Consider the following 19,627-nt stretch of genomic DNA (forward strand, 5'->3'; position numbering starts at 1 on the left):
ACGGCGCGATGCGGCCGACCCTGCGGCCGGCCGACCCCGAGGCGACCGAACCGCCGCGCGCTGACGACCTGGCCAAGGTGTCGACGGCGCTGACGGTCGAGCAGACGTCCGAGGTCGACGACGCCCGGCGCGCGCTCGGGTGGTCGGTGGACGAGATCCTGTTGGCGGCGCTGAGCCGGACCATCGCCGAGACCGTCGGCGCCGGCGTGGTCGCCGTCGACCTGGAAGGGGCCGGACGTTCGGTGCTGCGCCCGGATGTCGACCTGCGCAGAACAATCGGGCGGTTCACCACGATCTATCCGGTGCCGCTGCGCTGCGCCACGCCCGACGATACGGGCGCCACCGAGCTGCTGACGGCCGTTCGCGACACCCTCAAATCCGTGCCGCACTATGGGATCGGCTACGGGCTGCTGCGGTATCTCTACGCGCCCACCGCGCGGGCGCTGTCGGCCGCGCACCCCGCGGATGTTCACTTCCGCTACATCGGCGTGGTTCCCGAGCTGCCGCCGATCGATGCGCCGGTGCAATTCGACTCCGACGCGGCCATGCCCGTGCGCGACGCGATTCCGGGCCTGGGTCATGCCATCGAGTTGCGCGTCTACCGGCACTCCGGCGTGCTGCACCTCGATTGGTGGTACGACACCCGCCGGGTGCAGGGGGCGCGCGCCGAGGCGCTGGCGCGGTGTTTCCCGCTGGCGCTGCGGGCGCTGATCGGCGACGCCATCGCCGCCGGGGACGCCGACATGGGCGGGCAGCCGGTGGAATTGGCATTGGTGGACCTGTCGGCCCTGGACGCGGGTTGAGGGGGGCCGAGTGATCGACGCACGGACAGCGACCGATAAGGCGGTCGTCGTCGACCGGGTTCGCAAGACCTTCGGCGACTTCGTGGCCCTGCACGAGGTCAGCTTCGACGTCGGCCGCGGCGAGGTGCTCGGGCTGCTCGGGCCGAACGGCGCGGGCAAGACCACCCTGGTGGACATCCTGTCGACGCTGAGCCGGCCGGACGGCGGCCGCGCGGTGGTGGCCGGCTACGACGTGGTGTCCGAACCGGCCGGTGTGCGCCGCTCCATCATGCTCACCGGCCAGCAAGTGGCGATCGACGACATGCTCACCGGCAGCGAAAACCTGGTGATGTTCGGCCGGCTGTTCGGCCTGCACAAGTCGGCGGCGCGCGCCCGCGCCAGGCAGCTCATCGATGAATTCGATCTCGCCTACGCCGCCGACCGGCGCGTCAAGACCTACTCCGGCGGCATGCGCCGCCGCATCGACATCGCCTGCGGCCTGGTGGTCCGCCCCGAGGTCGTCTTCCTGGACGAGCCCACCACCGGGCTGGATCCGCGCAGCAGGCAAAGCATTTGGGACCTGGTCGGCAAGTTCAAGGACGGCGGCATCGCCACGCTGCTGACGACGCAGTACCTCGAGGAGGCCGACGCGCTGGCCGACCGGATCGTGGTGATCGACCACGGGCGGGTCATCGCCGAGGGAACGGCCGACGAGCTCAAGGAGCGCACCGGCGGCAGTTATTGCGAGATCGTGCCGCGCCGGTTGACCGACCTGCGGGCGATCGCCGACGTCCTGGGCCCGCTGGTGCCCGACAAGATCCGGGCCGCGCTCACGCCCGATTCGGATCGGATCGCGATCCCCGCCCCGGACGGCGCCCGCACCCTCATCGAGGCCGTGGGGCGACTGGCCGCCGCCGGCATCGAGGTGGCCGACGTCGCCCTGCGGCGCCCGTCGCTCGACGACGTGTTCCTTGCGCTGACGGACGAATCGCCCGCCGCGCGCGCCCCCGTCGCGACCCAGGCCGTCGGGTGACCGCGACCGCCAGCCCCGAACGCCACCTGTCCACGCTGACGCAGTGGTGGGTCCTCACCGTTCGCTTCATCGCGCCGACCCTGCGCAACGGCGAGCTGCTCGTGACCGTCGCATCATCGGTGGTGTTCACGGCCGGCTTCTACATCCCGCTGCACCAGATCATGGGCACCGCGACCAAGGGACTGTCCAGCAGTTACGCGCAATACGTCATGCCGTTGATCGCGTTGCAGGCCATCACCTTCGCCGCCATGTCGACGGCCTTTCGGGCCGCGACCGACTCGGTGCAGGGCATCAACCGGCGGTTCAGATCCATGCCGATGGCCCCGTTCGCCCCGGTGGGCGCCCGCATCTCGGCCGCGGTGTACCGCTGCACCGTCTCGGTGGCGGTCGCGGTGGTCTGCGGCTATGTCATCGGGTTCCGGTTTCACCGCTCGGCGATCTACGTCGCGGCCTTCTGCCTGCTGGTGGTGGCGGTCGGATCGATCCTGTCCTTCGCGGCGGACCTGGTCGGCACCGGAACCCGCAACCCCGAAGCCATGACCCCGTTGCTCATCCTGCCGCCCTTGATCTTCGGCCTGCTGTCCACCGGAGTCCAGCCGGCGCAGCAGTTTCCGCACTGGATCCAGCCGATCGTCCGCAACCAGCCGGTGTCACAGTTCGTGATCGCCTTGCGCGCGCTGGCCGGGGACGCCGCCCCGTACGGCGGATCGGTGACCTGGCGGGTGCTGGCGCCGACGCTGGCGTGGTTGTTCGGATTGACAGCGCTGCTGATTCCGGCGTCGGCGATCGTGTTGGCCAGGCGGTCGCGATGACGCTGCTGGATTCGCCCCGCTACCACGAGGACTCGGCACGCGCGCTGGCGTCGCAAACCTGGGTTCAGACGCGGCGGATCCTGCTGGGCTGGGCGCGCGATCTGACCACCGTGATCGAGGCACTCGTCCTGCCGATCCTGTTCCTGTTGACGCTGAACATCATTCTGGGCAACGTCATTTCACAGGTCACCGGCCACAGCGCGCTGTACGGCACGGTTCCGCTGAATGCGCTGGCCGCCACGATAAATGGGGCCGCGATCGGGGCGATCGGGCTCATCGGCGAACGCTCCAACGGCTTGCTGCGCCGGCTGTGGGTGGTGCCGGTGCACCGCGCGTCGGGCGTGTGTTCGCGGATCGCGGCCGAGCTGATCCGGATCGTGATCACCACCCTGGTCGTGCTGGCCGTGGGGATGATGCTGGGCTTCCGCTTCCGGCAGGGCCTGCTCGCGAGCCTGACCTGGTTCGTCGTCCCGATGATCTTCGGGCTCGCGTTCGCCACCCTGATCACGATGGTGGCGCTGTACACCGCCAACAACTTCCTGCTCGAAACGGTCACGCTCGGGCACGTTCTCGCCGTGGTGTTCTCGACCGGCTTCCTGCCGGTGGATCAATTTCCGAAGTGGGTGCAGCCGGTGGTCGCGCACCAGCCGATGAGCTACGCGATCGAGGCGATGCGCGGCCTGTCGCTGGGCGGGCCGGTGCGCTGGCCGATGATCGCCACGCTGGTGTGGGCCGGCGGCATCACCGCCGTCTGCATCGTGCCGGCGCTGGCCGGCTATCGACGCGCCAGCACGAGCTGACGAGGAAGTGGTGGGCATGTTTCCGGGATCCGTCATCCGCAAACTGACGCGCAGCGAAGAGGTGTTCGCGGTCAACGAAACCTATTTCGCCTTCACCGCTTTCGTCACCGGCCCCGTCGACCTCGACGCGATGGCCGACGCCTTCGACGCGCTGCTGGAGTCCCACCCCGTCTTCACCGGCCGCCTGGAAAAGGGCGACGACGGCCGCTACCAGATCGTCGCCGAAGACTTGATGCACCCCGGCATCTGGGTGGTCGAGGACGACACCGAACCGGATGCCGCACCGGCGACGGCCGGCATGCGCCTCGACCAGAACCAGACCTTGCTCAATCTTCGGCTGAAGCGCAGCGGCGCACGCACCGAACTCACGCTCTACACCCACCACAGCCTGGCCGACGCCCACCACGCGTTCGGTCTGCTCGAAGAGCTCTTCTCCCTCTACACCGATGTCGTCACCACCGGCGCGCCGCCGCCGATCACGCCGCAACCCGCGCCCGAAGCGCTGGAGCTCCTGCTGGAACAGCGCGGCGTGACAAAACAGCAGCGGTCCGGGCTGGAGAAGCTCTTCAAGGCGATGTTCGCCTACGACCTGCCGGCCCAGGACAAGCCGCCCGTAATGCCGAATCCGGATGCGATACAACCCATTCCGATCGCGCGGATACGGTTCACCGAGGAAGAGACGGCCGAGCTGGTCGAGTTCGGTTTGACCAATCAGCTCAGCCTCAACTCCGTGGTGGCGGCGGCCATCCTGCTGGCCGAGTGGGAATTGCGCGACACGCCCCACATCCCGATTCCGTACATCTACCCGGTCGATCTGCGCTACCTGCTCTCACCGCCGGTGAGTCTCACCGGCAGCACGCTGCCGCTGGGCGTAGCCACCTACCTCGCCGAGATCAGGGCCGACACCGATCTGGTGGATCTGGCCCGCGGAATCGTGGACTCCTTCCGCACCGACCTGTCGGACGGGGTAATCCAGCAATCCGCGCTGCATTTCAACCTGCAGTATCAGGGCACTCCCGCGGGGCTCCCCCCGGTCGTGCTGTGCACGGACACCGGCACCATCCCGCCGCTGCGCGTCCCCGACGAGATCGAGCTGGAGGACTTCCAGAGCGAGCTCTACTTCCCCACCCGCGCCCCGGTGGACCTCTACAGCGTCGGAACTTTCGCGAACCGGTTGTTCATCGAGCACCACGCGCACCTGCCGGGACGCGAAAAGACCTTGGCGGCAATCCATTCGCGGCTCTGCTCGCTGGTCGAGGAGGACAGCTGGGCCATGGAGTGAGCCGGCATTTCAGGACGGCGTGGGCGCACCGGCCCCCTCGGCCACCAGCGTCTCGGTCAGGTGCAGGCTCAACGAGCGCGCGGAGTTGTAGGTCGCGACGACCTTGGGGGTGATCCGGATCCCGGTTTCGGCCTCGATGCGGGTCCGCAGTTCGAGGTTGCCCAGCGAGTCCAGACCGTGATCGGCGAACGGGCGATCGGGATCTATTGTGCGGCGCAGAATCAACCCGGTCTGCTCGGTGATCAGGCGCCGGAGTCGGGCCGGCCACTCGTCGGGTGACAGCGAGCGCAGTTCGGCGCGCAGCGTGGCGCCCTCGCCTGCGTGCTGTTCTCCGGCGGCCCGGAACGCTTCGGCGAACGGGCTGCGGTCCACCAGCGCGGCGAGCCACGGCGCGCCGGTCGTCGGGACGTAACCGGTGTACCCCCGGTCGTAGCGCAGCAGCGTCTCGAACGCCCGCGCACCCTCGTCCGGGGCGATCATCGTGGTGCGGCCGCCGGCCGCCAGGAACGTGGCGCGGCCGATCTCGCCCCACGCGCCCCACGCGATCGTGGTCGCGGGCAGTCCCTGGCCGCGGCGCCAGTGGGTGAACGCGTCCAACCAGCTGGATGCCGCGGCGTACGCGCCCTGACCCGCCGAGCCGAACAGCGCGGCCACCGACGAGAAGGCGCAGAACCAGTCCAGCGGCTGGCCGGCCGTGGCGTGGTGTAAGTTCCACACCCCGTTGACCTTTGGCGCCCAGTCCTTATCGATCAGCTCGTCGGTGATGTTGGCGAGCACGGCGTCCTCGACCACCGCGGCGGCGTGCAGCACCCCGCGCAGCGGGAGTCCGGTCGCGGTGGCCGCGGCCACCACCCGGGCCGCGGTGTCGGCCTCGGCGATGTTGCCGCTTTCCACCACCACATCGGTCCCGGCGGCGCGGAGGCGTTCGATGGCCTGGCGCGCCTTGGCCGTGGGGGTGGACCGCGCGGTCAGCACAATGCGCCCGCAGCCCGCCTTGGCCATCTCGGAGGCCAGGAACAATCCCAGCCCGCCCAGGCCGCCGGTGACGATGTAGGCGCCGTCCGCGCGGAACACCGGCGCCTGCTCCGGCGGCAGCACCGCGCGGGTCTGCCCGTGGCGCGGCACGGTGAGCACCAGCTTGCCGGTATGCTCGGCGCCGCTCATCACCCGGATCGCCGTCGCCGCCTCCGATATCGGGTATTCGGTGCAATTCGGTTGTGGCAGATCACCGTCGGCGATCCGCTGGTAGACCGCCTGCAGCAACTCCTGCACCCGCCGCGGGTGCGTCTTGGTGAGCAGCGCCAGGTCGACGGCGTAGAAGGTGAGGTTGTGGCGGAACGGAAACAGACCAAGGCGGGCGTCGTCGTAGATGTCCCGCTTGCCGATCTCCACGAACCGTCCACCGTAGGCGAGCAGGTTCAGCCCGGCGCGCTGGGCGGACCCGGTCAGCGAGTTGAGCACCAGGTCGACCCCGTACCCGTCGGTGTCGCGACGGATCTCGTCGGCGAACGCCGTGCTGCGCGAGTCGTAGACGTGCTCGACGCCCATGTCCCGCAACAGCGCTCGCCGCTCGGGGCTGCCCGCGGTGGCGAAGACCTCGGCCCCCACCATGCGCGCGATCGCGATCGCGGCCTGACCAACGCCGCCGGTGCCGGAATGGATCAGCACCTTGTCCTCCGCCGAAATTCTGGCCAATTCGCACAGGCCGTACCAAGCGGTGCCGTACGCGGTCGCCGCGGCGGCGGCCTGGCCGGCGGTCATGTCGGGCGGCACGGTGGCGACGAGCCGGGCGTCACAGGTGACGAACGTGCCCCAGCTGCCGTTGGCGAAGCCGGAGAAACCGCCCACGCGGTCGCCGACGCGGTGCTCGGTGACGCCCTCGCCGACCCGGGTGACCACACCGCCCAGGTCGAATCCCAGCTGGTGCGGCTCGCCCTCCAGGTCGGGGTAACGGCCAAGGGCCGCAAGCACTTCGGCGAAGTTGACGCTGGACGCGTCGATCGCCACCTCGACCTCGCCCGGGCCCGGGGCCGTGCGGTCGAGGGCGACGAACTCGAGCGTCTGCAGATCACCGGGGTGGCGCACCACGACGCGCATCCGGTCGGTTTCATGGTTGACGGTGGTGAGCCTGCGTTCGTCGGGACCCAACGGCGTGCAGCGCAGCCGCGCCGTGTGCCACTGACCGCCGCGCCAGGCGGTCTCGTCTTCGGCCGAACCGGACAGCAGTTCGTGTGCCACCCGCTCGACGTCGTCGTCGCTCTCCAGGTCGATCTGGGTGGTCCGCAGTTGGGGGTTCTCGGCGCCGACCACGCGCAGCAGCCCGCGCAGCCCGGCCTGCACCAGGTTCGGTTCGTCCTCGGCCAGCACGATCTGCGCCCGCCGGGTGACGACATACAGCCGCGGCGGCGTCGCCGACATCTCCGGCAGGTCGCGGATCATGCGCACCACGTGGCGCACCTGTTCCCGGCCCTGCAGCAGGCCCTGCTCGTCGGGCTCCCCGGCCGGCGGCGGGCACACGATCACCACGCCTTCCAGTCCGCCGCGCACCGCCGCGGCCAGCCGCTCGGCGTTGGCCCGGTGGTCGGACAACTCCGGCCAGTTCAGCGTGTCGCATTGCGCGCCTGCCGATTTCAGTGCATCCGTCAGCCTGGATTCGAGCAGGTCGGCCTCGGCGGTGTTGATCAACAGCCATCCCCCGACGACCCGGTCGGGCGCCGACGGCGGCGCCTGCCGCTGCCAGTCGACGGTCAGCAGCCGCTCGGCCATCAGCCGGTCGGCCCCGCCGCCGCCGATCCCCATGCGCAGGCCCTGCACCGCCAGCAGCACCGCGCCGTCGGAGTCGAGCAACTCGAAATCGACGTCGACCGAAGACCCCGTCGCCGCGGCCAGCCGCAGGTGGCAGTAGCGCGCGCCGCGCGTCGGGCCGTACCGACGCAGGCGGGCAACGCCCAAGGGCAGCAGGCTTTCCCGCGCGGCCTCGTTGACGGCGGGGTGCGCCAGCACGGTCTGGAAGCAGGCGTCCAGCAGGGCGGGGTGCACGCCGTAGCCGCCCCGCTCGGCGCGGACCGCGCCCGGTAACGCGACCTCGGCCACCACGCTGCGGCTCTTGCCCTCGGCGGTGCGCGTCGAGACCAGGCCGGTGAAGGCGGGACCGTAGTCGACGCCGCGCTCGGCGAACGACTTGCGCAGCGCGGCACCATCACTCAGTAGGGGGTGGGTGGCCAGCAGGGCGGCGACGTCGCGTCGCTGCTGCTGATCGGCCGGGTCGCCCGCGCGCAGCACCGCGGCGGCGCTGCGGATCCGCTCCCCGTCGCGCTCGGTCTCCACGATGAAGTCGGCCACGCCGGCGTCGGTGACCGAGGCCACCGCGCTCACCGGCGTCCGGTCCCCCAGCAGCAGCATCTGTTCGAAGCGAACGTCGCGGACCTCGGATTCCGGCCCCAGCACCGCGGCGGCGGCCGCCAGCGCCATCTCGCAGAATCCGGCCCCGGGGAAGGCCGCAACCCCGTTCACCCGGTGGTCGGCCAGCCACGGCAAGGCCGCGGTGCCGACCTCGCCCTGCCACGCGTGGCGTTCGGGTTCCTCCGGCAACCGCACGTGCGCGCCCAGGAGCGGGTGCGCGTCGAGCGTGAACCGGCCGCGCGACCGCGCCCCGTCGGCTTCGATGAGCAGCCGCTGGTGGGTCCACGTCGGCAGCGGCGCGTCCACCAGCCGGCCGGCCGGATACAGCGCGGCGAAGTCGATGGCGGCGCCGGCGCTGTACAGGTCCCCCAGGAACTCCCGCAGACCGTGCGGCACCGGCTGGTCGCGCCGCATGGCGCCGAGCGCGGCGATGGTGACGTCGGAGGCGGCCGCGTTCTGTTCGACCGCCCGGATCAGCAGCGGATGCGGGGCCGGTTCACCGAAGACGCGGTGGCCGTCGTCGAGCGCCGCCCGCACCGCGGCCGCGAACTTGACCGACTGCCGCAGGTTGTTCACCCAATAGCCGGCGTCGAACGCCGGCCGCGATCGTGGATCGTCAAGCGTCGCAGAGTAATACGGCACTTCCGGGGCCGCAGGCGTGAGGTCGGCGAGCTGGTCGGCCAGGTCGGCGAGGATCGGATCGACCTGAGCCGAGTGCGAGGCGACGTCGACGGCCACCTCCCGGGCCATCACCTCGCGGGCCTCCCATTGCGCCACCAGATCGCGCACCGTCCGCGTCGCTCCGCCGATCACGGTGGAGTTGGGCGAGGCGATCACCGAGACCACCGCGTCGCTGATGCCCCGGGCGGCCAGTTCGTCGCGCACCTGCTGGGCGGGCAGCTCCACCGATGCCATCGCCCCCGCGCCCGCGATGCGCGCCATCAGCTTGGACCGCCGGCAGATCACCTTCACCCCGTCGTGCAGCGACAGGGCCCCGGCGACCACGGCCGCCGCGATCTCGCCCATGGAGTGGCCGATGACCGCCCCGGGCCGCACGCCGTAGGCCCGCATCGCGGCGGCCAGCGCGACCTGGAAGGCGAACAGCGTCGGCTGGACCCGCTCGATGCCCGTGACCGTCTGAAGGGCCGACATCGCCTCGGTGACAGAGAAACCCGACTCCGCCGCGATCAGCGGCTCGGCCTCGGCGACGGTGGCGGCGAACGCCGGCTCCTTGGCCAGCAGCTCCGCGCCCATCCCCGCCCACTGCGAGCCCTGTCCGGAAAACACCCACACGGGCCCGCGGTCGTCGTGACCGGCGGCGGGCGCGTAAGGGGTTTCGCCGCGGGCGATTTCGCGCAGCGCGCTGCCCAGCTCCTCGAGGCCGTCCGCGGCGACCGCGGTGCGCACGGTCCGGTGCCCGCGCCGCCGCGCCAGCGTGTAGGCCAGGTCGGTGGCGGACACCGTGTTGGTGTCCAGCCAGTCGGCCAGCCGCCGCGCCGTGCGGCGCAGCTCGTCGGCGGAGGTGGAGGACAACGGGAACAGCAGCGGCCCAGGGCGTTCCGCGGCCGCATCGTCGGCGGGAGGTTCGGGTGCCTGTTCGATGACGGCGTGCACGTTGGTGCCCGACATGCCGAACGAGGTCACCCCGGCGCGCCGCGGTCCCTGGCCCTTGTCCGGCCACGGCGTAACCTCCTGTGGCACGAACAATCCGGTTTCGATGCGGGCCAGCTCGTCGGGCAGGCGCCGGAAGTGGGCCATCGGCGGCACCGCGCCGTGGCGCACCCCGAGCACCGCCTTGACCAACCCGACCGCGCCCGCGGCGGCCTCGGTGTGCCCGACGTTGCTCTTGGCCGAGCCGAGGGCGACGCGGTTGCCGCCGGCCCCGTAAACCTCGGTGAGACTGGCGAATTCGAGCGGGTCGCCCTTCGGGGTTCCGGTGCCGTGCGCTTCCACCATGCCGACGGTCGCGGGGTCGACGCCCGCGGCGTCCAGCGCCGCCCGGTACACCGCGGCCTGCGCATCCGACGACGGCGTCGTGATGGTCTCGGAACGGCCGTCCTGGTTGACCGCCGTGCCGCGGACCACCGCGAGGATCCGGTCACCGTCGCGCACCGCGTCGGGCATGCGCTTGAGCACGACCACCGCGCACCCGTCGGAACGGACGAACCCGTCGGCGGCGGCGTCGAACGTGTGGCAGCGGCCGGTGGGCGACAGCATGCCCTGAGCGGACGCCGACGCCGATACGCGGGGGTCCAGCACCAGCATGGCGCCCCCCGCCAGGGCGAGATCGCTTTCGCCGGTGTTCAGGCTCGAGCAGGCCAGGTGGACGGCCAGCAACCCGGACGAGCAGGAGGTGTCGAGCGTGACCGCGGGCCCCACCAGCCCCAGCCCGTAGGCGATCCGTCCGGAGGCCATGGAAAACGGGGTGCACGTGTAGCCGTAGGCGTCCTCCATCACCCCGGCGTCGCCGCTCATCAGCGTGTAGTCCTGCTGGCACATCCCCACGAACACGCCGGTGCGCGAGCCGCTCAACTCCGGCGGCGCGATGCCCGCATGCTCGATCGCTTCCCAGGACGTCTCCAGCAGCAACCGGTGCTGCGGGTCGATCGCGGTCGCCTCGCGTTCACCGAAGCCGAAGAAAGCGGCGTCGAAGCCGCCGGCGTCGTCGATGAAGCCGCCCCAACGCGAGACCGACCGCCCGTGCACCCCGCGCTCGGGGTCGTAGTGGTCCTCGACGTCCCATCGGTCCGCGGGGATCTCGGTCACCAGGTCGTCGCCCCGCAACAGCGCTTGCCAGAACGCTTCGGGGGAGTCGATCCCGCCCGGAAGCCGGCATCCCATTCCGATGACCGCAATGGGGGTGACGCGTGGTTCCATCGCCGCTGTACCTCGTCTCAGGCCAACCGGCGATGCTGCGAGTATCACCGGCGCTAGTGAAATTTGAGGGCGCAGCGCAGCATCGCTCGCGCCCCCCAACCCGAGCGGGTCTCGACGCGGAACCCAACGAAGCGCCAAGCTTAGACGCTCGAAGCAATCGGGGTGGGGGGAATGCACCGATTTCGGCCGCCCTCCCCCACCCCGCGGCGATGACCTGCGGTTATCGCCGCGGGCCGTCGGTTGCGATATACCCCCATAGGGTATATCGTGAACGGAAAAACGCCAGCCACGAAGCGAGGACCAGGTGACACACAGGGCGCTGTCGGCGATCGGGCACGCGTTGGGCCTCGCCGGGTCGATGACGTGGGAAATCCTCTGGGCGCTGATTCTGGGCTTCGCGCTGTCGGCGGTGGTGCAGGCGGTGGTGCGGCGCTCGACCATCGTCGGGCTGCTGGGCGACGATCGACCACGCACCCTGGCGGTGGCCGCCGGGCTCGGGGCGGCGTCGTCCTCGTGCTCGTACGCCGCGGTGGCCCTGGCCCGCTCGTTGTTCCGCAAGGGCGCCAGCTTCACCGCCGCGATGGCCTTCGAAATCGGTTCGACCAACCTGGTGGTCGAGTTGGGCATCATCCTGGCCCTGCTGATGGGCTGGCAGTTCACCGCCGCGGAGTTCGTCGGCGGCCCGCTGATGATCGTGGTGCTGGCCGTGCTGTTCCGGTTGTTCGTGCGGTCGCGGCTGATCGACGAGGCCCGGGCGCAGGCCGAGCGGGGTATCGCCGGATCGATGGAGGGCCACGCGGCCATGGACATGTCGATCAAGAAGGACGGCACGTTCGCGCAGCGGCTCTTGTCCGGGGAGGGCTTCACCTCGGTTTCGCACGTGTTCGTGATGGAGTGGTTGGCGATCCTGCGGGACCTGGTTCTGGGCCTGTTGATCGCCGGTGCGATAGCGGCGTGGGTGCCCGAATCATTCTGGCGTGGATTCTTTTTGGCCGACAGCCCGGGCTTGTCGGCGCTGTGGGGACCGATAGTGGGACCGGTAGTGGCGATCGTGTCGTTCGTCTGCTCTATCGGCAACGTGCCACTGGCCGCGGTGCTCTGGAACGGCGGCATCAGCTTCGGCGGTGTCATCGCGTTCATCTACGCCGACCTGCTGATCCTGCCGATCCTGAACATTTACCGGAAGTACTACGGCACCCGGATGATGCTCACGCTGCTCGGCACGTTCTACGCCGCGATGGTGGCGGCCGGCTATTTGGTCGAATTGATCTTCGGCGCAGCGAGTCTCATCCCGAAGCAGCGCAACGCCACGGTGATGGAAGCCACGATCTCGTGGAACTACTCCACCTGGCTCAATATCGCCTTCCTGGCCATCGCTGCCGTGCTCGTCGTCCGGTTCGTCACCACGGGCGGGATCCCGATGGCGCGGATGATGGGTGGCTCGCCCGACAGCGGGCACGACCACGAGTGCCACTAGCGGCCAACGGATTGTCTCCGGCGGCTTCGGGGGCGATGATCTGGCGAAGTGATCGGCAACGGCCAAGAAGGAGTCGCACGAGATGACTGAGATATCCATCGACGGCCACGGCCCGCGGCGCCGGGTGCTGCTCCTCTACTACACCTTCACCGGGCAGACGCTAGCGGTGCTCGAGGCGGCAGCCGAGGTGTTCGGCGAGCGGGGCTGGGAGGTGCACCGGGCTCCGATCACCTTCACCGATCGGCGCTACGCCGAACGCTTCTCGCTCTTCCCGTTGCGCCACGCGGCGCTTGACCTGCTCAGCGTCCTGCCCGCCCAGCTGCGCCGGGCGACCGGCGAGATCCAGACCCCGGACGAGGTTCGCGACGCAAGCTACGACCTGATCTGCATTGGATCCTCGACATGGTGGTTCACCATGAACATGCCGATGCGTACTTTCCTGAAGTCGGACGAGGCGCGAATCCTGCTCGCCGGCAAGCCATTCGCCGCGTTCTGCGTCTGCCGCCGGTACTGGCGCGGCAATTTCGCGGCGGTCCGCAGGCTCGGGGAGAGGCTGGGCGGCAGGTACGCGGGCGGGGTCCATTTCGAGTACCTCGGCGGCCAGATCGCCTCGGGGCTTTCGCTGATGAGCTATTTGCGGTCGGGCCGCTACCGGAACCGTTATTTCGGCCTGCGCATCCCGGCAACCAACGTCCAGCCATACCAGCTGGAGCAGACGCGGATCTTCGCCCGATCGCTCGCCGATCGGCTGGCCGCCGACGCCGTGGCGTCCTGACTCAGCTCAGCCGGATGGTGTTCATCGACACCCCGGCGGCGGGCAGCCGCGCCAGCAGCGCGTCGCCCATCGCCGCCGCCGGCGTGAGCACCCCCGTAAGGTCACTGAGCCGATCCCGGTCGAGGGCCAGCGCGAGGCCGCTCTCGCCGAGCAGCACGCCGGTCGCGTCGTACGCGTCCCGCTGCTGGGAGAAGGTGCCCAGATAGCGGGCGCCCGAGGTCGTGGTCGTGTACGTCTCGACCGTGAAGTGGCCGCGCTCCCTCATCGCCTCGCTGGGCCCCGTGCCGGGCTTGGCGAGGGGCTGCAGCCATCGCCGGGGCACCCGCCCGAAATGCCTGGTGCCCAAGGCCCAGCCGGTCCGGAGCGCACCCGTGACGGCCGCGGACGCGACGGGCGCCGCGGCGGACCTGCCGAGACTCATGGTCTCCGAGTAGCGGAACCGCCTGCCGTAGGCCCAGTTCTGTAAGGCGTTGCTGCGTCGCACTATTCGCGTGTTGTGCGGCGCCCACACCAGGGCGCCCAGCCAGAAGCCGGCGAGCTCGGGCGCGATCCGGCCGCCCGGGCGCCACCGGAAGTCCGGTTGCCGACCGAGGTCCGGTTCGGCGCTTCGGTCGGTGGTCAGGGTGTACGGGTCGTTCATCAGCCGGCGAGCCTGCGCGTCGCCGGACGCGGTGCGCATGGATTCGAATTCCGAGGCGACGGTTCCTCCGGAGCCGCCACCCTGGAAGAAGGAGCGGAACACGAAGGTGGTGTCGCGCAGCTCCCCTGCGCCGTCGCGGGCCGCCCGGCGATAGAGCTGATAGACGTTCAGATCCGAAGGCAGGGAGGCGAATCCGCACGAGACGACGATCCTGGCGCCGGTGTCGACGGCCTGCCGGTGGTAGCGGTCGATGCTGTCGCGCACGAACATCACCTCGCCGGTCAGGTCGGCGTAGTCCGTCCCGGCCTTCGCGCAGGCCGCCACCACCGGCAACCCGTAGCGGGTGTAGGGCCCGACCGTGGTGACCACCACCCGGGTGCGGGCCGCCATCGCGTCCAGCGTCGTCGGGTCCGACGCGTCGGCCACGATCAACGGCCAATCCCGCGCGGCCGTGCCGAGCGCGCTCCGGGTGGCCGCCAGCCGGTCCGGCGAGCGACCGGCCAGCGCGATGCGGGCCCCGCCGGCCGCGCCGGCCAGGTAACGGGCCGTCAACTCGCCGGAAAAGCCGGTGACGCCGTAGAGGACGATGTCGAACTCGCGGTCCGCCGAACCCATCGCTCGATCTCCTCACCCGCCCCGAGGCGCAGAGCCGCCGTCACCGGATCTTGTTGCGCCCCAAGGCTTCAGGATTTGCCGGCGAGCTTCTCGCGCAGGCGGCGGTTGACCGGTTCCGGCAGTAGCTCGGAAACGTCGCCGCCGAACATCGCGACCTCTTTGGCCAGGGACGACGAGACGAACGAATAGCGAGGTGTCGTCGCGACGAAGAAGGTGTCGACACCGGCGATGTGCTTGTTCATCTGCGCCATCTGCAGCTCGTATTCGAAGTCGGTGCCGGTGCGCAGGCCCTTCACGATCGCGGTCATCCCCCGCGCCCTGACGAAGTCGACCACCAGGCCCTGCCCGGCCTCGACCCGCAGGTTGGGCAGGTGCGTGGTCGACTCGTTGATCATCGCGATCCGCTCGTCGAGGTCGAACATGCCCTTCTTGGCGGGGTTGGTCAGGATCGCCACCACCACCTCGTCGAACTGGGCCGACGCCCGTTCGAAGACGTCGATGTGGCCCAACGTCACCGGATCAAACGACCCCGGGCATACCGCGCCGCTCATGACGCGCGCCGACGACGATGCAGAACGCAGGGATCAAAAGGAGCGGCGCCCATGACGAAAGACGGTACACGTCCGCCTCACACCCGCTCGGCCATCTCCAGCCGGGTGTCGCCGTACCCCCGCGGCTCCCACACCGACCAGCCGGCCGGCCAGGCCAGCGGCGCTCCGGCCGCCGGGCGCTCCACCACCGCCACGGTGCCGACGCTCGCCCAGCCGTGCGCGACCAACGCGGCCAACACGGCCTGGACCTCGGCGGCGTCGACGTCGTAGGGCGGGTCGGCCAGAACGAGGTCGACCGGGCTCGCGGTGCCGGCCGCCAACACGGTCGCGACCGCGCCGCGGCGCACCGTCGCACCGGTCAGCCCCAGCGTCTCGATGTTGCGCGCGATGACCGCCGCGCTGCGGTGATCGGACTCCACGAACAGCGCCGACGCCGCCCCCCGGGACAGCGCCTCCAATCCCAGTGCGCCCGAACCGGCATAGAGGTCCAGCACCGCGGCGCCCGCCAAATCCCCTCGGGCGGCCAGGATGTTGAACAACGACTCGCGGACGCGGTCGGTGGTCGGCCGGGTTCCCCGCGGCGGGACGGCGATGCGCCGGCCGCCGGCCACGCCGCCGATGATCCGGGTCACCTGCCGGCACCTACAGCAGCGTCGACCAATAGTCCCAGAACCGCGCCAGGATCAGCAGGAACACCGCGGTGAACCACAGCGCGACGATCGACCACCGCCATTGGTAGAGCACCCACACCACGCCGCGGCCCCGGCGCTGCAGCGCCGGGCGGCACACGGTCGAGGCGACCACCACCAACAGCGTGATGGTGACCGCCCAGACGACCATGCAGTAGGGGCACAACGCCCCGATGGTGTACAGGCTCTCGTAGATCAGCCAGTGCACGAACGCCGCGCCGAGCAGCACCCCGACCGTCAACCCGATCCAATACCATTGCGGCAACTGAACTTTCGTCACCGCCAGCAGGCCCGTGACGACCACCACGGTGAACCCCACCAGACCGAGCAGCGGGTTGGGGAACCCCAGCACGGACGCCTGCGGGGTGACCATCACCGAGCCGCACGACAGAATCGGGTTGAAGTTGCACGACGGCACGTACGCCGGGTTGAGCAGCAGGTCGATCTTCTCCACCGTCAGCGTCGCCGAGGCGGCCAGGCCGATCACGCCGGCGATCAGCACCCACCACGCACTGGGCGCCGGCAGGGCCTCGGGGCGCGATTCCGGTGTCGGGTCGGCGGTTTCGGCGGGCGCCGGCGTGGTCACGCGGCCGGGGGGGCGGCGGCGCCGTCGATGCCGGGCACGTCACCGACGATGCTCTTGATCTTGGCGACCAGCGCATCCGGTGTGGACGGGTCGTAATCGTCCCCGTTGATCTTGATGGTCGGCGTGGCGTTGATTTTGGCGGCCGCCGCCTCGCCGGTGACCTTGGCAATGTATTTGCCGCTGTTGACGCAGTCGGGCACCTTGCCGGCGGCGCCGGCCTCCCGGGCGATCTCGATCAACCGGGCGTTGTCCGGGAAGCTGCTGCCGCGCTCGCTGGGCTGCAGGTCCGTGGTGAACAGGGCCGTGTGGAACCGGCGGAACGCGTCCATGGACTCGTCGGCCACGCACAGGGCCGCGGCGCCGGCCCGCGACGAATAATTCTGGTTCCTGGCGTTGTCGAGGATCGACACCATGCTGTAGTCGGCCGCGATCGCGCCGACGTCGATGAGCCTGGAGACCGTCGGGCCGAAGGTGCGCTCGAAGTTGCCGCAGGCCGGGCACAGGAAGTCCTCGTAGAACGTGACGACGGCCTTGGGGTTGCTGGTCCCGGGCTGGGTGACCAGCTTGCTCGACGTCACCCGCACGGTGTCGCCGGCGCCGATGGCCGCGGTCTTCTTGTGGTGCGTCACCACGATGTAGGAGACCAGCGCGACCAGGAAGATGACGACGATGGCGGTCCCGCCGATCTGCACGAGTCGGCCCGATTTACCGTCGGCCGACTTGATGTCAAAGCGCGGGGGGCGTTTGGGTTTGTCGGCCACAGTTTGCGCGATCCTTCGGTGTTCGGGTGGACGTCAGGCGCCTCTAGATTACCGGCGCCGCGCGCGCGACAGGTCAGACCCGGCTCAGGTGGGCGCGCAGGGCCGAAATCAACTCGGTGGTCGCGGCGGCGCAGCCCCCGCCGAGCTGGAACAGATTGACGAAGCCGTGCGTCAACGACCCCATGCACCGCAGGTCGACCGCGGTGCCGGCGGCCTCCAGCGCCGCCGCGTAGCTCTCCCCCTCGTCGCGCAGCGGGTCGAACCCGGCGACCGCGATCAACGCGGGGGCGAGCCCGGCCAACGACTCGGCCAGCAGCGGCGACACCCGCGGATCCGCCCGGTCGATGCCCGAACCACGCAGGTATTGGGACTCGAACCAATCGATGTCGCGTTTGGTCAGCAGGAAGCCGCGGGCGAACAGGCTCAGCGAGCGGGTGTGCGTGCTGAAGTCGGTTCGCGGGTAGATCAGCCACTGCAGCACGGGGGCGGGCCCGCCCTCGTCGCGCGCCAGCTGGCTGACGACGGCGGCCAGGTTGCCGCCCGCGCTGTCCCCGCCCACCGCGACCCGGCCGGGTGCGGCGCCGAGTTCCTCCGCGTGGTCGTACGCCCACCTGAATGCGGCGTAGGCGTCCTCGACCGCGGCGGGCGCCGGATGCTCGGGGGCCAGCCGGTAGTCGATCGACAGCACGTGGATGCCAGCGTCGCGGCACGTCAACCGGCACAGCGCGTCGTAGCCGTCCAGGTCGCCGATCGCCCATCCGCCGCCGTGGTAGAAGACCAGCAGGGGCGCGGCCGCGCCGTTGGCGGGACGGTAGTGCCGCGCCGGGATCTCGCCGGCCGGCCCGGGCAGCGCCAGTTCCTCGACGTCGACGTGGATCTGTGGGCCGGGAAGCTCGAGCAACAGCTGGCGCAGCTGAGCGCGGGACGTGGCCGCGTCGTCGTCGGCGACCAGGCCGTCGATGCCGACGGCGCGCAGACCGGCCAGCATCAGCTGAAGGGTGGGGTCCAGGGTGTTGCCGTCGATGGTCACCGCGCGCCCACCGAACAGCGCACGCTTGGCTGGCGTGGGGATCCAGGGAATGACCTTGACGCCGATCGTCGAGACCGCGCCCTGCATGCGACTGGCCAGGCGCATCGGCGCGTGTTTCGGCCCGAGGTGAAGGTCCGGCGCGGGCACGCTCTTGGTCATGGGCACTCCCTCGAATGCAACGTGGTAAAGCTCGACGACGGACGGATGTGCGGTCCGCGCCCTCGCCTCGGCGTCTTCCGGCCTCCCGGCGGCCACCGCGCAGCACGGTCAGCGCCTGGCCGCACACCGATTACCGGCCGCTTCATAACCCGTGCGACCAACTCTACGTGGTGACGAATTTGCGAAATACAGGCCACGTCCCGATATCACCGCGCCCCGCCCCGGTGTCGGTGACGTGGTATTTTCCAAGCTCGGTAATATCGTGATCCCCAAGCCGGTAACCGCCTCATGGATTGCGAGCAGCTTCGACGTGTTCGATTTCGAACTCAGCGCCGCGAACTCAGCGCCGATTCAATGGCGTCGATCTCCTCGCTCGATGGCGGCACCCGGCCGGGTCCACGCACCTTCAACTTCACAGGCAGGTGAATGACATTGGCTGGCGATTCGGGCGCTGCCGTGCCCTCGATAGCTCTTAATGACGAAAACACGATGCCGGTGCTCGGACTTGGCGTCGCGGAGTTGTCGGAGGACGAGACCGAACGCGCGGTTTCCGCAGCGCTGGAAATGGGCTGCCGGCTGATCGACACCGCCTCGGCTTACGGCAACGAAGCCGCCGTCGGCCGCGCGATCGCGGCCTCCGGGATTCCGCGCGCCGAGCTGTTCGTCACGACCAAGCTGGCGCCGGCCGACCACGGGTTCCTGCGCTCCGAGGAGGCCTGCAAGGAGAGCCTGGAAAGGCTCGGCCTCGACTACCTCGACCTCTACCTGATCCACTGGCCGGTGCCGTCCCGGGGCGAATACGTGAATTCTTTCGGCGGGCTGATCCAGTGCCGCGGCAACGGGCTCGCGCGGTCGATCGGCGTCTCGAACTTCACCGAGTTGCACGTCACCGACGTCATCGACCTGACGTTCGTCACGCCGGCGGTCAATCAAATCGAGCTGCACCCGCTGCTCAACCAGGCCGACGTGCGCAAGACCAACGCCGAGCACAACGTCGTCACCCAGGCCTACACCCCGCTGGCGCTCGGCAAGCTGCACGACAACCCGACCGTGACCTCGGTCGCCGGCGAATACGGCAAGACGCCGGCCCAGGTGCTGCTCCGGTGGAACCTGCAGCTGGGCAACGCGGTCGTCTTCCGCTCGGCCAACCCGGAGCACATCGCCGGGAACCTCGACGTGTTCGACTTCGAGCTCGCCGCCGAGCACATGGACGCGATCAACGCCCTCAACGACGGCACCCGGTTGCGGCCGGATCCCAACACCTTCGAGGGCTAGCTGTACTGACCTGAGAGGTTAGGTACGCGAGTGGCGGGTGGTTGGCCGCCGAGTGCGGTGTGGCCGCGGTGGTGATTGTAG

The 19,627-nt window shown here is 70.0% G+C and carries 15 protein-coding genes and 1 pseudogene; 9 read left to right on the top strand and 7 right to left on the bottom strand.

The window, feature by feature from the left end:
- From WU80_RS19145 to WU80_RS19165, 5 genes are all read left to right on the top strand, one after another.
- On the top strand, window positions 1–803 hold an 803-nt coding region (locus tag WU80_RS19145), incomplete at its 5' end, for a condensation domain-containing protein (RefSeq protein ID WP_231633860.1).
- 10 nt (window positions 804–813) lie between these two features.
- Entirely contained in the window at window positions 814–1,815 is a 1,002-nt protein-coding gene (locus tag WU80_RS19150) for a daunorubicin/doxorubicin resistance ABC transporter ATP-binding protein DrrA (protein ID WP_055404746.1), read from the top strand.
- Window positions 1,812–2,627, top strand: a complete 816-nt coding sequence (locus tag WU80_RS19155) for an ABC transporter permease (RefSeq protein ID WP_055404745.1) — start codon at window positions 1,812–1,814, stop codon at window positions 2,625–2,627. Before WU80_RS19150 ends, WU80_RS19155 begins: the two co-directional genes overlap by 4 nt.
- Entirely contained in the window at window positions 2,624–3,427 is an 804-nt protein-coding gene (locus WU80_RS19160) for an ABC transporter permease (RefSeq protein WP_055404744.1), read from the top strand. The genes WU80_RS19155 and WU80_RS19160 overlap by 4 nt, the downstream gene beginning before the upstream one ends.
- 16 nt (window positions 3,428–3,443) lie before the next feature.
- Entirely contained in the window at window positions 3,444–4,709 is a 1,266-nt protein-coding gene (locus tag WU80_RS19165) for an acyltransferase (RefSeq protein WP_055404749.1), read from the top strand.
- A 9-nt stretch (window positions 4,710–4,718) separates the two neighbouring features.
- Here the strand turns inward: WU80_RS19165 and pks2 are convergent, their stop codons facing one another.
- Window positions 4,719–10,988 carry a type I polyketide synthase gene (pks2, locus tag WU80_RS19170; RefSeq protein ID WP_055404743.1) on the bottom strand — a complete coding sequence of 2,090 codons (6,270 nt, stop codon included), beginning with the start codon at window positions 10,986–10,988 and terminating at the stop codon, window positions 4,719–4,721.
- 304 nt (window positions 10,989–11,292) lie between these two features.
- Between pks2 and WU80_RS19175 the strand changes: the two genes are divergently transcribed.
- Complete coding sequence (locus WU80_RS19175) at window positions 11,293–12,465, top strand: permease (protein WP_082459948.1); 1,173 nt, start codon at window positions 11,293–11,295, stop codon at window positions 12,463–12,465.
- An 82-nt stretch (window positions 12,466–12,547) separates the two neighbouring features.
- Entirely contained in the window at window positions 12,548–13,240 is a 693-nt protein-coding gene (locus WU80_RS19180; protein WP_055404742.1) for a flavodoxin, read from the top strand.
- 1 nt (window position 13,241) lies between these two features.
- On the opposite strand, the gene WU80_RS19185 is transcribed toward WU80_RS19180, so the two are convergent.
- From WU80_RS19185 to WU80_RS19210, 6 genes are all read right to left on the bottom strand, one after another.
- Complete coding sequence (locus WU80_RS19185; protein ID WP_055404741.1) at window positions 13,242–14,495, bottom strand: trans-acting enoyl reductase family protein; 1,254 nt, start codon at window positions 14,493–14,495, stop codon at window positions 13,242–13,244.
- Window positions 14,496–14,563: 68 nt separating this feature from the next.
- Entirely contained in the window at window positions 14,564–15,046 is a 483-nt protein-coding gene (gene coaD / locus WU80_RS19190; RefSeq protein ID WP_055404740.1) for a pantetheine-phosphate adenylyltransferase, read from the bottom strand.
- 77 nt (window positions 15,047–15,123) lie between these two features.
- Complete coding sequence (gene rsmD / locus WU80_RS19195) at window positions 15,124–15,678, bottom strand: 16S rRNA (guanine(966)-N(2))-methyltransferase RsmD (protein ID WP_055404739.1); 555 nt, start codon at window positions 15,676–15,678, stop codon at window positions 15,124–15,126.
- Window positions 15,679–15,688: 10 nt separating this feature from the next.
- A complete protein-coding gene (locus tag WU80_RS19200) occupies window positions 15,689–16,261 on the bottom strand; it encodes a vitamin K epoxide reductase family protein (RefSeq protein WP_369808549.1) in 573 nt (190 codons plus the stop codon).
- Between the two features lie 56 nt (window positions 16,262–16,317).
- Entirely contained in the window at window positions 16,318–17,082 is a 765-nt protein-coding gene (locus tag WU80_RS19205; protein WP_055404737.1) for a DsbA family protein, read from the bottom strand.
- A 73-nt stretch (window positions 17,083–17,155) separates the two neighbouring features.
- Entirely contained in the window at window positions 17,156–18,271 is a 1,116-nt protein-coding gene (locus tag WU80_RS19210) for an alpha/beta hydrolase (RefSeq protein ID WP_055404736.1), read from the bottom strand.
- 247 nt (window positions 18,272–18,518) lie between these two features.
- Here WU80_RS19210 and WU80_RS26440 point away from each other — a divergent pair.
- Window positions 18,519–18,697: pseudogene (locus WU80_RS26440) on the top strand (oxidoreductase); the annotation flags it as partial.
- A gap of 6 nt (window positions 18,698–18,703) precedes the next feature.
- The gene (locus WU80_RS19215) at window positions 18,704–19,546 is read left to right on the top strand and encodes an aldo/keto reductase (RefSeq protein WP_197281299.1); all 843 of its coding nucleotides are present in this window, start codon (window positions 18,704–18,706) and stop codon (window positions 19,544–19,546) included.
- The last annotated feature ends 81 nt before the right edge of the window (window positions 19,547–19,627 follow it).

It is taken from the genome of Mycobacterium sp. UM_11, assembly GCF_001414075.1.
Lineage (GTDB): Bacteria > Actinomycetota > Actinomycetes > Mycobacteriales > Mycobacteriaceae > Mycobacterium.